Source organism: Streptomyces sp. NBC_00572, from assembly GCF_026341815.1.
Lineage (GTDB): Bacteria > Actinomycetota > Actinomycetes > Streptomycetales > Streptomycetaceae > Streptomyces.
On the sequence record NZ_JAPENX010000001.1, the window covers coordinates 3,706,415 to 3,721,254 of the forward strand.

10 protein-coding genes are annotated in these 14,840 nt (G+C 73.5%); 6 read left to right on the forward strand and 4 right to left on the reverse strand.

The features are described from left to right. The first annotated feature begins 121 nt into the window (after window positions 1–121). The gene (gene pcrA / locus OG514_RS17330; RefSeq protein WP_266895595.1) at window positions 122–2,572 is read left to right on the forward strand and encodes a DNA helicase PcrA; all 2,451 of its coding nucleotides are present in this window, start codon (window positions 122–124) and stop codon (window positions 2,570–2,572) included. 80 nt (window positions 2,573–2,652) lie between these two features. Here the strand turns inward: pcrA and OG514_RS17335 are convergent, their stop codons facing one another. Next, complete coding sequence (locus tag OG514_RS17335; protein ID WP_266895597.1) at window positions 2,653–4,356, reverse strand: M23 family metallopeptidase; 1,704 nt, start codon at window positions 4,354–4,356, stop codon at window positions 2,653–2,655. 223 nt (window positions 4,357–4,579) lie between these two features. Continuing rightward, complete coding sequence (locus tag OG514_RS17340; RefSeq protein ID WP_266895599.1) at window positions 4,580–5,371, reverse strand: triacylglycerol lipase; 792 nt, start codon at window positions 5,369–5,371, stop codon at window positions 4,580–4,582. A 302-nt stretch (window positions 5,372–5,673) separates the two neighbouring features. Here OG514_RS17340 and OG514_RS17345 point away from each other — a divergent pair, with 302 nt between their 5' ends. Continuing rightward, entirely contained in the window at window positions 5,674–6,081 is a 408-nt protein-coding gene (locus tag OG514_RS17345) for a cobalamin B12-binding domain-containing protein (protein ID WP_187623423.1), read from the forward strand. Between the two features lie 121 nt (window positions 6,082–6,202). Here the strand turns inward: OG514_RS17345 and OG514_RS17350 are convergent, their stop codons facing one another. Together OG514_RS17350 and OG514_RS17355 are read right to left on the reverse strand one after the other, a co-directional pair. Further along, complete coding sequence (locus OG514_RS17350; RefSeq protein WP_266895603.1) at window positions 6,203–7,867, reverse strand: DUF5691 domain-containing protein; 1,665 nt, start codon at window positions 7,865–7,867, stop codon at window positions 6,203–6,205. Between the two features lie 38 nt (window positions 7,868–7,905). Continuing rightward, on the reverse strand, window positions 7,906–9,252 hold the full coding sequence (locus tag OG514_RS17355; RefSeq protein ID WP_266895605.1) for an SWIM zinc finger family protein: 1,347 nt from the start codon (window positions 9,250–9,252) through the stop codon (window positions 7,906–7,908). Between the two features lie 195 nt (window positions 9,253–9,447). On the opposite strand from OG514_RS17355, the gene OG514_RS17360 reads away from it, so the two are divergent. The 4 genes from OG514_RS17360 (at window position 9,448) to OG514_RS17375 (ending at window position 14,738) form a co-directional block, all read left to right on the forward strand. Then, the gene (locus OG514_RS17360) at window positions 9,448–9,861 is read left to right on the forward strand and encodes a hypothetical protein (RefSeq protein WP_266895607.1); all 414 of its coding nucleotides are present in this window, start codon (window positions 9,448–9,450) and stop codon (window positions 9,859–9,861) included. A gap of 166 nt (window positions 9,862–10,027) precedes the next feature. Continuing rightward, on the forward strand, window positions 10,028–11,185 hold the full coding sequence (locus OG514_RS17365) for an AAA family ATPase (RefSeq protein ID WP_266895609.1): 1,158 nt from the start codon (window positions 10,028–10,030) through the stop codon (window positions 11,183–11,185). Continuing rightward, a complete protein-coding gene (locus OG514_RS17370) occupies window positions 11,182–13,536 on the forward strand; it encodes a DUF5682 family protein (RefSeq protein WP_266895611.1) in 2,355 nt (784 codons plus the stop codon). The genes OG514_RS17365 and OG514_RS17370 overlap by 4 nt, the downstream gene beginning before the upstream one ends. Next, window positions 13,533–14,738, forward strand: coding sequence for a VWA domain-containing protein (locus OG514_RS17375; protein ID WP_266895613.1), 1,206 nt, complete (start codon window positions 13,533–13,535; stop codon window positions 14,736–14,738). Before OG514_RS17370 ends, OG514_RS17375 begins: the two co-directional genes overlap by 4 nt. Window positions 14,739–14,840 lie beyond the last annotated feature (102 nt).

Sequence of the window (14,840 nt, forward strand, 5' to 3'; positions counted from 1 at the left end):
CCGCGACCCTTCCGGGAACGGGTCCGGACCCGTGGGTGTGACCGGTTCCGCAGGCCGCCGAGGAAGGCGGGTCCCGAAGGCGGGCCCGGATGTCGGTGGGGCGTCCTAGACTCGTGAGGCGATGAGCAGCCTCTTTGACGACAGCTTCCTGGCCGGCCTCCAGAACCACTCCTCGGAGGAGCCCCCGCCCCACCCCGAGGACGACGAGCACGGCTCCCCGGCCGTGGAGGACGTCCCGCACGACCTCTTCGGGGAGCACTTCGACGTGCCTCCGCCCGCCCGGGACACGCACTACCGCGACGGCGCCCCCCGCCCCGTCGTGGACACCGCCGCGCTCCTGGACGGGCTGAACGAGCAGCAGCGTGCCGCCGTCGTCCACACCGACACCCCGCTGCTCATCGTCGCCGGCGCGGGATCCGGCAAGACCCGGGTGCTCACCCACCGCATCGCCCACCTCCTGGGCTCACGGCACGTGCACCCCGGCCAGATACTGGCGATCACCTTCACCAACAAGGCCGCCGGCGAGATGAAGGAGCGCGTCGAGCAGCTCGTCGGGCCGCGCGCCAACGCGATGTGGGTGATGACCTTCCACAGCGCGTGCGTCCGCATCCTGCGCCGCGAGTCGAAGAGGCTCGGCTTCACCTCCTCCTTCTCGATCTACGACGCCGCCGACTCCAAGCGGCTGATGTCCCTGGTCTGCCGAGACCTGGACCTCGACCCGAAGAAGTTCCCGCCGAAGTCGTTCAGCGCCAAGATCTCGAACCTCAAGAACGAGCTGATCGACGAGGAGAGCTTCGCCGACCAGGCCGTCGACGGCTTCGAGAAGACGCTCGCCGAGGCGTACCGGATGTACCAGGCGCGGCTGCGCGAGGCCAACGCCCTGGACTTCGACGACATCATCATGACGACGGTCCATCTGCTGCAGGCGTTCCCCGACGTCGCCGAGCACTACCGCCGCCGCTTCCGCCACGTGCTCGTCGACGAGTACCAGGACACCAACCACGCCCAGTACACCCTCGTGCGGGAGCTCGTCGGCACCGGCTACGAGGACCTCGGCCCGGCCGAGCTGTGCGTCGTCGGTGACGCCGACCAGTCGATCTACGCCTTCCGCGGCGCGACCATCCGCAACATCCTCCAGTTCGAGGAGGACTACCCGGACGCGACGACGATCCTCCTGGAGCAGAACTACCGCTCCACGCAGACGATCCTCTCCGCGGCGAACGCCGTCATCGAGCGCAACGAGTCCCGCCGCCCCAAGAACCTCTGGACGAACGCGGGCGCCGGTTCGCAGATCACCGGCTACGTCGCCGACACCGAGCACGACGAGGCCCAGTTCGTCGCCGACGAGATCGACCGGCTCACGGACGCGGGCGAGGCCAAGGCCGGGGACGTCGCCGTCTTCTACCGGACCAACGCCCAGTCCCGTGTCTTCGAAGAGATCTTCATCCGCGTCGGACTGCCCTACAAGGTCGTCGGCGGCGTGCGCTTCTACGAGCGCAAGGAGGTCCGGGACGTCCTCGCGTACCTGCGCGTCCTCGCCAACCCCGAGGACAACGTCCCGCTGCGCCGCATCCTCAACGTCCCCAAGCGGGGCATCGGCGAGCGCGCCGAGGCGATGATCGACGCCCTCTCGCTGCGCGAGAAGATCACCTTCCCGCAGGCCCTCAAGCGGGTCGACGAGGCGTACGGCATGGCCGCGCGCTCGGCGAACGCCGTCAAGCGCTTCAACGCGCTGATGGACGAGCTGCGTACCGTCGTCGAGTCCGGCGCGGGCCCCGCCGTCGTCCTGGAGGCCGTGCTGGAGCGCACCGGCTATCTGGCCGAGCTCCAGGCCTCGACCGACCCACAGGACGAGACCCGGATCGAGAACCTCCAGGAACTCGCCGCCGTGGCCCTGGAGTTCGAGCAGGAGCGCGGAGAGGAGCCCGCGACCCTCGCCGAGTTCCTGGAGAAGGTCGCGCTCGTCGCCGACTCCGACCAGATCCCGGACGAGGCCGAGGAGGGCCGGGGCGTCATCACCCTGATGACCCTGCACACCGCCAAGGGCCTCGAATTCCCGGTCGTGTTCCTGACGGGCATGGAGGACGGCGTCTTCCCGCACATGCGCGCCCTCGGCCAGGCGAAGGAGCTGGAGGAGGAGCGGCGCCTCGCGTACGTGGGCATCACGCGCGCGCGTGAGCGGCTCTACCTCACGCGCTCGTCGATGCGCAGCGCCTGGGGCCAGCCCTCGTACAACCCGGCCTCGCGCTTCCTGGAGGAGATCCCGCCCGCGTACCTGGAGTGGAAGCGGACCGGTCCGATGGCGAAGCCCGCCGGGCCGACCTCGGGGATCACCTCCTCGCTCTCCTCGTCCCGCTCGCGCTCCGGCCCCTCGGGCTTCGCCACCCGGCGTGCCGGGGAGAAGCCGGTGATCTCCCTGCAGATCGGCGACCGGGTCACGCACGACCAGTTCGGCCTCGGCACGGTCATGACCGTGACCGGTGCGGGCGCGGACGCCCAGGCGACGATCGACTTCGGCGACGCGAAGCCGAAGCGGCTGCTGCTGCGGTACGCGCCGGTCGAGAAGCTGTAGCCGCGGAGACGGCGTACGAGAGCGGGCCCCGGCCGAAGAAGCCGGGGCCCGCTCTCGTCAGTGAGAGATGAGGGGTGAGGTCAGCTGGTCGGGTCGAGACCGTGGCTGCGCAGCCAGGCCAGCGGGTCGATCGCGTAACCGCCGCCCGGCCGGACCTCGAAGTGCAGGTGCGGGCCGGTGGAGTTGCCGGTGTCGCCGGAGTACGCGATGACGTCGCCGGCCTTCACCTGGCCGTAGCGGATCTTGGCGCTGCTGAGGTGGCAGTACCAGGTCTCGGTGCCGTCCGGGGCCGTCAGGATCACCATGTTGCCGTAGGCGCTGTTGATCTGGGTGCGGATGGTGCCGTCCGTCGCGGCCATCACGGGGGTGCCGGGCTGCACGGGGAAGTCGATGCCGGTGTGCACGGACATCCAGTTGACGCCGGACTGGCCGAAGCGCGCGCTGAGCCGGTGGAGTTCCACCGGCAGCATGAACTTGGGACGCAGCGCCTCCTTGCGGGCCGCCTCCTCCTCGCGCTTCTTCTTGTCGGCCGCCTGACGGGCCTTGAGGTCGATGCGTTCCTGGGTGCGGCTGGCGCGGTCGCCGAAGTCGCGGGCGTCGGCGCTGAGCGCGGCGAGCTGCGTGTCGAGCGCGTTGTTGGCGGCGACCTGCTTGACGGAGGACGGGTCGGCGGCGGCGAGCGCGGTCGTGTCGTCCTTCTTCCCGCTGTCCCCGCCGGGTCCGGCGAGCCCGCCGACGGAGGCGGCGGCGATGCCGGCGACTCCCATGACGCAGGCGGAGGGGACGGCGACGGTCAGCAGTGCGGACCGCTTGGCGGGGGTACGGCGACGGCCGCGGCTGCCGGCGGAGGAGCGGCGCACGGGGCGGCCGGCGACGGGGGAGTCGGTACGGACCTCGACGGCGGGCTGGTCGTCGAGGTCGTCGGCGCGGACGTCGTGACGGTCGTCGATGTCACCGTCGCGGTCGTGTTCGTCGAGGCCGGCGTCGACGTCGTGGGCGGGCTCGGTGTCGTCCGGGTCCGCGGGGGCCTCGGCGGTGGCCGCCTCGGTCTCGGGGACGTACTCGAACGCGAACTCCGCGGTGTGCTCGGGGCCCGGGGTGTACTGCTGGGGGACGACCGGCTCGGCGTCGGGGGCCGCCTGGTTCCACGCGGTCGCGTCGTAGGCGCCGGTGTCGGTCGCGAAGGCGGGGGCGGCCCACTGGCCGGTGGCGTCGTAGGCCTCGTAGCCGTACGCCCCCTGGGCGGCGTAGGCGCCGGAGTGGAGGGTCTCGTACTGGCCGGTGTGCTGGGCCTCGGTCCAGGCGGAGGCGTCCCACTGGCCGGTGGTGTCGTACGAGGGGGCGGCCTGGTACTGCGCGGCGGCGTCGTACGGGGGGGTCGTGTCGTACTGACCGGTGGTGCCGTACTGCGCGGCCGTCGTGTCGTACTGACCGGTCGTCGTCTCGTACTGACCGGCCGAGGTCGCGTACGTGCCGGTGGTGTCGTAGGCGCCGGAGGTGTTCCACTGCCCGGTGGTGTCCCACTGGCCGGTCGTGTCGTACTGACCGGTGGTGCCGTACTGCCCCGTCGCGTCGTACTGCGTGCCCGAGGTGTCGTACTGCGTGGTGTCGTACAACCCCGTCGTCGCGTACGCGCCCGTGGCGTCGTACCCGCCGAGATTCCACTGTCCGCTGTGGTCGGCCTGACCGTCGGCGTAGGCGCCGAAGAGGGGGTCGGTGGCGAAGCTGCCGGTGGAGTGGGCGCCGTCTCCGGCGTACCCGGCGTGGGGGTGCTGGTCGTTCACCAACGTCTCTCTCGCCTCGGCAGCAGGACCATTCCGGGGCGGGCCCGACGAGGGGTGTCCCGGGGGTAAGCAGTGGCGCGACTGTACCCGGCGGTATGCGCAGCCGACAATCTTCGGAGGGGTTGGAGCCCGTAGGAAACGGGCAATCGGCCGTGTTTCGCCAGCTCACGGAGGGAGCCTTGGCCTTGTGTTCGAGGAACGTTCGAAGAACGGCCTCGGAGTGTCATGCCACGGAGGTCGCGCCCGGCTCTTCCTCGTGCGCTCCCGGGGCCTCCGACCCGCCCGCGTCGAGCGCCTCCCGGACCCCGACGGCCACCGTGGGGTGCACGGGAAGCGCGAGATGACCGATTCCGCTGACCCGGACGTTGTGCACGGACAGGTCGGGGTGGTCCAGACGGGCCGTCTCCACCGGCACCATGATCTGGTCGAGATCGCTCCAGAAACTCACGAACCTGGTCCGGCAGCCGGGCGAGGGCCCGGCGAGCTCCTGCAGCACCTCCGAACCGGGCCGCATCTGCCGGACCAGCGGATGCGCGTCGGCCAGCGGGGCGATGCTCGTGCCGGAGTGCGGGGTGCCGAGCGTGACCAGGGTGCGCACCTTGGTGTCACCGCCCAGACGCTGTACGTAATAACGGGCGATGAGCCCGCCCAGGCTGTGTCCGACGATGTCGACCTCGGCGTGTCCCGTACGGGCGCGGATCTCGTCCACCCGGCGGCCGAGCAGCTCGGCGGCGGCCCGCAGGTCGCAGGTGAGCGGTGAGTAGTTGAGCGACTCCACGCAGCCACGACCGCTGCGGACGAGGGAGCGGCGCAGCAGGACGAAGACCGAGCGGTTGTCCACGAAGCCGTGCAGGAGGACGACCGGGCGCCGGCCCGGGGTGACCTCCGACGGGGGAGCGGCGGGCGCAAGGCGCTCGGCCACGATCCCCGACGGGTACAGGACGAGATGTCCGGTGAGGATCGCGAGCTCCAGGGCGGTGGCCTTCATCAGGGTGGTGACCTTGGTGAGCTCCATGGCCGGCCTCCCGAACGGTGCGCGGGGCCGGACGGTACGCCGGTACGCCGCGTCCCCGCGCCGCACGGACGGCGGCACGGGGACGCGGCGACCTCGTCGCGGCTCCCTTTGCTCCGTGCCCCGCTTGCGGCTGGTGGGCCCAGGAAGAGGGCCCGAAAGCGGGGTACGGCGCAGAGCGAACATGTCCCACGTGTGATTTCCCCCTCGCTGGCCACCGCGAAACGGGCGGGTGCGGGATGCTGGCGATAACGTTCGTTCACCTCCCCGGCAAACAGGTGCGGGGGTCGCATGTGGAGGCAGTGATGGGTGTGACCGGTCCGATCCGCGTGGTGGTAGCCAAGCCGGGTCTCGACGGCCACGATCGCGGGGCCAAGGTGATCGCGCGGGCACTCCGCGACGCCGGTATGGAGGTCATCTACACCGGACTCCACCAGACGCCCGAGCAGATCGTCGACACCGCGATCCAGGAGGACGCCGACGCGATCGGTCTCTCGATCCTCTCGGGCGCGCACAACACGCTGTTCGTGAAGGTCCTGGAGCTCCTCAAGGACCGCGACGCGGAGGACATCAAGGTCTTCGGCGGCGGCATCATCCCGGACGGGGACATCGCGCCTCTGAAGGAGAAGGGCGTGGCGGAGATCTTCACGCCGGGCGCGACGACGACGTCCATCGTCGACTGGGTGAACGCGAACGTGCGCGTGGCCGCGTAATCCGGTTCGTCCACCTCATGCCGTCAGAGCCCTCCTTTCGGGGAGGGTCCTTCGGTGTGCCGTGGGGCGGCCGGTCCACCTTGTCCACCCGGCCCGCCCGGTCCACGGTTGTCCACCCGGTCTACAGAGCCGGTTCTGTGAGTTCGGCTCTCATCGCCTCGCGGAGCCGGAGCGTGGAGACCAGGCGCTGGAACGCCTCGGACCAGTAGCCGCCCGCACCGGGCGAGACGTCCTCCGCCTCGTCCGGCCGGGCCGTCAGGGACTCCAGCTGCCGGGCCGCCTCCGGGGCGAGGCAGCGCTCCGCGAGACCCATCACCCCGCTGAAGCTCCAGGGGTAACTGCCCGCCTCCCGCGCGATGTCGAGGGCGTCGATCACCGCCCCGCCGAGCGGCTCCGCCCACGGCACCTCGCAGACGCCGAGCAGCTGGAAGGCCTCCGACATGCCGTGGGCCGCGATGAACGAGGCGACCCAGAGCGCCCGTTCCTCCTGGGGCAGCGTCGCCAGGAGCTGGGCCCGCTCGGCCAGCGACGAGGTGCCGGGGCCGGTCGCGGGCGGGGTCGCCGGGGAGCCGAGCAGCGCACGCGACCAGGCCGCGTCCCGCTGCCGTACGGCCGCCCGGCACCAGGCCGCGTGCAGTTCGCCCTGCCAGCCGTCGGCTACCGGCAGCGCCACGATCTCCTCCGGGCCGCGCCCCCGGAACCTGCGCGGCCAGCAGGACAGCGGCGCCGCCTCGACGAGCTGGCCCAGCCACCAGGACCGCTCGCCCCGGCCCGCCGGGGGCGTCGCCGCGAGGCCGTCCCGCTGCATGCCGGTGTCGCACTCGTGCGGGGCCTCCACGATGATCGTGGGCGACTCCGCCGTCCGGTCGAGGCCGACGCAGGTGACCGCCCGGCCCGCCATCCGGCCCGCCAGCGCCGAGGAAGGCAGCGCGGAGAGCAGCTCGGCCGCGGTGGCCCGGACGTTGCGGCTGCGGTCGCCGAGGGCCGCCTCCAGGAACTCCTCGTCCGCGCCGGAGAGCCCCGCCCGCAGCGAGTCCAGGAACATCAGCCGGTCCTCTGCCCGCTCGGTGGTCCAGGTGGACGCGAGGAGGGCGAGACCGGCCGCCGGATCCCGGGTCCGTACGGCGGCGAGCAGGGCGACCCGCTCGGCGAACAGACCCTCGTCCCACAGGGCACGCACAGCCTCCCGGTCCCCGGGGTCCGGGAGGGAGCCGCCCGCGCCCGCACCCCGGAGGGCGAACCTCCACTCGGGGTTGAGCCGGGCCAGCCACAGGCCGCGCGGCCCGGCCAGCTGAAGTGCCTGGGGCCGCAGATCGGTGCGGGCCCGGGCCGCGTCGAGGAGGGAGGGCAGGGTGGCCGCCGGAGCCTTGTACCCGCGCTCGTTGGCGAGCGCCAGCCACTGCGGGAGCAGTTCGGCGAGGTCCGGAGCGGCCCCGCGCCGCCCGGCGGGCGAGGGCGCGGTCCGGCCGGCGAGCAACTGGTCGAGCCGCCGCCGCGCCGCCCCGGGGAGCGGTTCACGGGGGTCCTCGGGCGCGGGCTCGGGCGGTGGCACGGCGGGCCCGGGGCGCAGCCCTGCCCTGCGTCGTACGGTGTGGAGCGCGGCGGCATCGAGCAGGGCGCCCGGCAGGTCACCGCCCGCCGCGACGGCGAGTCCGGCGGGCGCACGCCGGTCCGTACCGAGCAGCGCCGAGGTGACGAGCTCCTCCCAGAAGCCGTCCTCCGCGAGAACAGTGCCGGCCGTCGGGATCGTCGTGTCCGTCGCCGGGACCGTCGTGTCCGTCTCCATGGAGATCCTCCGGGCGGGCCGTATGTGGTCGGCGGGGGTCATATGAGAGGGACCGTCTCTCCCGGGGTCTCCGGTGACCAGGCGGCGAGTGGGGTGAATCCCCGGTGCCCGCACTCTCCGAAGACCGTGACCGGGGCGCCGCCGGACAGGGCGACCAGGCGCCAGAGTCCGGGCCGGGACTGGGCGGCGGGCGTCAGCGGCAGGGCCTCGCGCCCGTCCGCGTCGGCGAGCTGCCAGCCGTACTCCGCGCGCGCGGGGACGACCGCGCTCAGCGTCACGGGCCAGGAGTCCAGCCAGGGGTCCTCGCGCAGCGCCCGCCCGTACGCGTCGAGGGCCGCGCCGACCGGTCCGCCCGGCGGCGGGGCGGCGGGGCCCTCGACCGGGACGAACTGCTCGCCCGGCTCCGCCCGCAGCCGGCCGGAGCCCGCGTGCGGAGTCAGCTCGCCGTCGAGCACCGCGCCCACGGGGAGCGCCAGTCGAGGAGCCCTCCCCGCCGCGCCGAAGGACAACAGGAGCGCCGTACGCCCGCTCGTCGTGCCGTGCAGCCAGATGCGCCGGGTGGTCAGCCGGGCGTCGGCCGCGTCGTACTGCGCGAGCACCAGCCAGTGGTCGCGCACCGGGACGCCGTCGACCGGGGCGGTCAGGCCGACCCGGGTCCGAACGGTCGTCGCGAAGGGCGCGGGCAACCGGTCGGCGCCGAGCCAGGCCCGGTCGAGGAGATGAGTCAGCGCGCACTCCTCCAGGAGCCGAACCGGCCAGCCGGGCCCCGAGCCCGGTATCGCGCCCAACTCCCGGACCCGGCCCGCGAGTCCCGGCGCCTGGGCGTCGACCATCCGGGCCGCCGTCTCCTCCCACAGTCCGTACCCCGGCTGCTCGGCCGCCGCGAGGCCGCCCCGCAGCAGGTCGGCGAGCCGCTGCTCCAACTCCTCGGCGCCCGAGGTGATCCGGGCGGCTCTGCGCTCGGCCCGGCGGCGCGCCGCCTCGGGATCCGCCGGGCCTCCGGCGGCCCCGCCCTCGGGCTTCCGCACCGCGCTCACGGCGCGCCCGCGCCGTGTCGTGAGCCACTGCCCGGCCCAGTCGGGCGCGGTGGCCTCCTCGATCGCCGCCCCGTCCGAGGCCTGGAGGAGCAGCAGGCCGAGCGCGTGCTTGCACGGGAGCTTACGGCTGGGGCATTCGCACAGGTAGGCGGGCCCCGTGGTGTCCACGACCGTCCGGTACGGCACGCGGCCGCTGCCCTTGCACTGGCCCCAGACGGCGCCCTCGCCGCGACCCGTGCCCGACCACGGCCCGGCCGTGCCGAGCTTGCTTCCCGCTCTGCGCGAGGCGTCGTCAGGAGCCAGTGCCAGCACCTGATCAGCCGTCCAGCGCACCCCCATGGCATTCATGTCACCGACGGTAGAGGCCGCCACTGACAACGCCCCTGGCCTGGGTGTTCGCGGGACGTCCGGCGGATGCCCGGGGGCCGTTCGGGGCCTGTTCGGGCTCGCGAGGGGAAGCCGAGAGAAGATTTGACTTTACTCTCCCTTTACGATTCTCTGCGCGGGACCCACTGATCCACCACGACCGTCCAGGGGACCCGCATGAAGCGCACCGCCCGCACCGCCGTCTCGGCCCTCGCCGTCGCCGGTCTCGCTCTCGGCCTCGGCGCCTGCTCCGAGGCCGCCGAGAAGGCCGTCGACCAGGTCGACAAGTCCGTGAACGAGTCCTACGAGGTGACGTACGAAGTCACCGGCAAGGGCATCGAGTCCATCGACTACCACGCGGGTGACGGCACCGCGATGGCGCCGAAGGTCGCGTCGGAGAAGAAGCCGACCGCGCCGTGGAAGAAGACGGTGACACTGAAGGGCGTCATGCCGCCGGCCGTCATGCCGATCTCGCTCGACCCGGCCGACCTCACGTGCAAGATCATCTATCAGGGCAAGGTCATCAAGGAGGCCAAGGCCGAGCAGGCGATGGCCGGCGGCTGCGTCGCCGTCTCCCCGGTCGTGGGCTGACCGTCGCCCCGTCGCCCCGTCGCCCCGTTGCCCCGTCGCCCCGTCGTGATGGAGGGCTGACCCTGCATTACCCCTCCAACAGCCCCTGACCAGCGGTGACATCCGATTGTCAGTGGCATGGTGCACGGTGGATCCACAGCAGGTCGAACGATCTGGAGGGGGATCCATGCCCGTGCCCGAAACCATCGCGCAGCCCGGTTCCGGTGTCGAGACGGACACCGGACCGGGGCAGCCGCAGGCCGTGACCGAGGTCCTGCGACCGCACGCGGAGCACGCCTTCGCCGACGAACTCGCCGCGCTCGCCGCGGCCGACGACCGGCCCCGCCCCGCCCGCTGGCGCCTCTCGCCGTGGGCCGTCGCCACCTACCTCCTCGGCGGCACCCTCCCCGACGGGACGGTGATCACCCCCAAGTACGTGGGACCGCGCCGCATCGTGGAGGTCGCCGTCACCACGCTCGCCACCGACCGGGCGCTGCTCCTGCTCGGGGTGCCCGGCACCGCCAAGACGTGGGTCTCCGAGCACCTCGCCGCCGCCGTCAGCGGAGACTCCACCCTCCTCGTCCAGGGCACCGCGGGCACCCCTGAGGAGGCCGTCCGGTACGGCTGGAACTACGCCCGGCTCCTCGCCCACGGCCCCAGCAGGGACGCCCTCGTGCCGAGCCCCGTGATGCGGGCGATGGCGCAGGGCATGACCGCGCGCGTGGAGGAGCTCACCCGCATCCCCGCCGACGTGCAGGACACGCTCATCACGATCCTGTCCGAGAAGACCCTGCCCCTTCCCGAACTGGGGCAGGAGGTGCAGGCGGTGCCCGGCTTCAACCTGATCGCCACGGCCAACGACCGTGACCGGGGCGTCAACGAACTCTCCAGCGCACTGCGCCGCCGCTTCAACACGGTGGTCCTGCCGCTGCCCGCCACCCCCGAGGCCGAGGTCGACATCGTCGCCCGCCGCGTCGAGCAGCTCGGGCGCTCCCTCGAACTGCCGGTCCTGCCGGACGGCGTCGCCGAGATCCGCCGGGTCGTCACCGTCTTCCGCGAACTGCGGGACGGGGTCACCACCGACGGAAGGACCCGGGTCAAGTCGCCCTCGGGCACGCTCTCCACGGCCGAGGCCATCTCCGTCGTCACGGGCGGCCTCGCCCTCGCCGCCCACTTCGGTGACGGCGTCCTGCGCCCGGCCGACATCGCGGCAGGCATCCTCGGCGCGGTCGTCCGCGACCCGGCGGCCGACCGGGTGGTCTGGCAGGAGTACCTGGAGACGGTGGTCAGGGAGAGAGACGACTGGAAGGACTTCTACCGCGCCTGCCGCGAGGTGAGCGTATGACGCCCACACCCACCTCCAGGCCTACCTCCACGCCCCCACCCGAATCCTCACCCGCACCCGAATCCGCACCCGCACCCACGGCCGCGGGCCGTCTCCTCGACGGGCCGCTCGTGCTCGGGGTCCGGCACCACGGGCCCGGGTCCGCGCGCGGGGTGCGGGCCGCGCTGGAGGCGGCGAAGCCCGCCGTCGTGCTCGTCGAAGGTCCCGCCGAGGCCGACGCACTCGTGGCGCTCGCCGCGGACCCCGGCATGCGGCCGCCGGTCGCGCTGCTCGCCCACGCCGTGGACGACCCCGGGCGGGCCTCGTTCTGGCCGATGGCGGCATTCTCGCCCGAGTGGGTCGCGATCCGCTGGGCCCTCGACCGGGGTGCCGCGGTCCGCTTCATCGACCTGCCCGCCGCCCACACCCTCGCCGCCCTCGACCCCACCTGGGACGACGGGGAGGACGAGGTGTCCGGCGGCGGCCTGCGGATCGACCCGGTCGCCGAACTCGCCGGGGCCGCCGGATACGAGGACGCCGAGCGCTGGTGGGAGGACGTCGTCGAACTACGCGGTGACGACGACCCCACCGCCCCCTTCGAGGCCCTCGCCGAGGCCATGGGCGCGCTCCGCGAGGCGTACGGGCACGGCGGCCACCCCCGCGACCTCGTCCGCGAGGCCCACATGCGGCTCCAGCTCCGCGCCGCCCGCAAGGAGTTCGGCGACGCCGTCGCCGTCGTCTGCGGCGCCTGGCACGTCCCCGCCCTCACCCGGAGGACCACCGTCGCCGCCGACCGGGCCCTGCTCAAGGGCCTGCCCAAGGTGAAGGCCGAGATGACCTGGGTCCCCTGGACCCACCGCAGGCTCGCCCGCCGCTCGGGATACGGCGCCGGGATCGACTCGCCCGGCTGGTACGCGCACCTCTTCGCCGCCCCCGACCGGCCCGTCGAGCGCTGGATGACCAAGGTCGCCGGACTCCTCAGGGCCGAGGACCACCTCGTCTCCCCCGCTCATGTCATCGAGGCCGTCCGGCTCGCCGAGACTCTCGCCGCCCTGCGCGGCCGGCCGCTCCCCGGCCTCGACGAGACGACCGACGCCGTCCGCGCCGTCCTCTGCGAGGGCTCCGACGTGCCGCTCGACCTCGTCCGGGACCGCCTCGTCGTCGGCGACGTCCTCGGCGAGGTCCCGGCCGGCGCCCCCGCCGTACCCCTCCAGCGCGATCTGACCCGCCGCCAGCGCACCCTGCGCCTCAAGCCCGAGGCCGGCGAGCGCGACCTCGAACTCGACCTCCGCAAGGACATGGACGGGGAGCGGAGCCGGCTGCTGCACCGGCTGCGGCTCCTCGGCGTCGGCTGGGGCGAACCGGCCACCGGCCGCTCCGGCACCGGCACCTTCCGGGAGACCTGGCGGCTGCGCTGGGAACCCGAGCTGCACGTCCAGGTCGCCGAGGCCGGCGTCTGGGGCACCACCGTCGAGGCCGCCGCCACCGCCCGGGCCCGCTCCCGGGCCCTGGGGGCGACCGCCCTCGCCGACATCACCGCCCTCGCCGAGCAGTGCCTCCTCGCCGGGCTCACCGACGCGCTCCCCGTCGTCATGCGGGCGCTCGCCGACCGGGCCGCGCTCGACACCGACGTGGCCCACCTCGCCCAGGCGCTCCCGGCCCTCGCCCGCTCCCTGCGCTACGGCGACGTCCGGGGCACCGGGACGGCGGCCCTCGCCGAGGTCGCCGCCGGCCTCGCCGAACGGATCTGCGTCGGCCTGCCACCCGCCTGCGCCGGACTCGGCACCGACGCGGCCGCCGCCATGCGCGAGCGGATCGACGAGGTCCACCAGGCCCTCGGACTGCTCCCCGGAGCGGCCGGGCTGACCGACCGCTGGGCGGGCGTCCTGCGCCGTCTCGCCGACCGCGACCGGATCCCGGGCGTCCTCAGGGGCCGGGCCGCCCGGCTCCTCCTCGACGAGGGCCGGATCGCCGACGACGAAGCCGCCCTCCTCATGAGCCGCGCCCTCTCGCCCGGCACCCCGCCCGCCGACGCCGCCGCCTGGATAGACGGCTTCGCCGGCGGGGCCTCCGGCGGCGGACTGCTCCTGGTCCACGACGAGCGGCTCCTCGGGCTGGTCGACGACTGGCTCACGGGCGTCCGGGCCGAGGCGTTCACCGATGTGCTGCCGCTGCTCCGTCGCACCTTCTCCGGGTACGAGTCGGGCGTACGCCGCACGCTCGGCGAGCTGGTCGCCCGGGGTCCGAAGGCCGGCGGCCCCGGGCACGCCGCCCCCGGTGTCCCCGGCTTCGGAGCCACGACCGACCGGGAGCGGGCGGACGCCGTGCTGCCCCTCCTCCACCTCGTCCTCGGCACGGAGGCCCTCGTATGAGCACAGGCACGAGCAGCGGCGCGACCACCGGCACGACCACCCTTCACGCATCAGGGAGCGATGACGAGCGGCTGCGCCGGTGGCGGCTCGTCCTCGGTGGCGGGGAGGCCGACGGCACCGGCCGCGCCCTCACCGGCACCGATGCCGCCATGGACGGAGCGCTCACCGCGCTCTACGGCGGCAGGACCCCGGGCGGCGACCGGGCCGGCCGGGACCGCTCGGCCGGACTGGGCGCCTCGGCGCCCTCCGTCGCCCGCTGGCTCGGCGACATCCGTACGTACTTCCCCAGCTCCGTCGTCCAGGTCATGCAGCGCGACGCGATCGACCGCCTCGGCCTCGCCACCCTCCTCCTGGAGCCGGAGATGCTGGAGGCCGTCGAGGCGGACGTCCACCTCGTCGGCACCCTGCTCTCCCTCCACAGGGCCATGCCCGAGACGACCAGGGAGACCGCGCGGGCCGTCGTCCGCAAGGTCGTCGACGACCTGGAGAAGCGCCTCGCCACCCGCACCCGCGCGACCCTCACCGGCGCCCTCGACCGCACCGCCCGGATCAGCCGGCCCCGCCACCGGGACATCGACTGGGACCGCACGATCCGCGCCAACCTCAAGAACTACCTGCCCGAGCACCGCACCGTCGTCCCCGAGCGGCTCGTCGGCCACGGGCGCGCGTCGCGGGCGATACGGAAGGAGGTCGTGCTCTGCGTCGACCAGTCCGGCTCCATGGCCGCCTCCGTCGTCTACGCCTCCGTCTTCGGCGCCGTACTCGCCTCCATGCGGTCGATCGCCACCCGGCTCGTCGTCTTCGACACCGCCGTCGTCGACCTGACCGACCGGCTCGACGACCCCGTCGACGTCCTCTTCGGCACCCAGCTCGGCGGTGGCACCGACATCAACCGCGCCCTCGCCCACTGCCAGTCGAAGATCACCCGACCCGCCGACACCGTCGTCGTCCTCATCAGCGACCTGTACGAGGGAGGCATCCGCGACGAGATGCTGAAGCGGGTCGCGGCCATGAAGGCCTCCGGCGTCCAGTTCGTCGCGCTGCTCGCCCTCTCCGACGAGGGCGCCCCGGCGTACGACCGCGACCACGCGGCGGCGCTCGCGGCGCTCGGCGTACCGGCCTTCGCCTGCACCCCCGACCTGTTCCCGGAGATCATGGCCGCCGCCCTGGAGAAGCGCCCGCTGCCGGCACCCACGGCCTGACCCGGCATCCACCCGGCCGGGAGTCCACACGTGCGGAACCAGTCGTGCCCCGCCCACCCGACAGGTGCGGAATCCGTCGTCGCGGGACCACCCACACGGGTG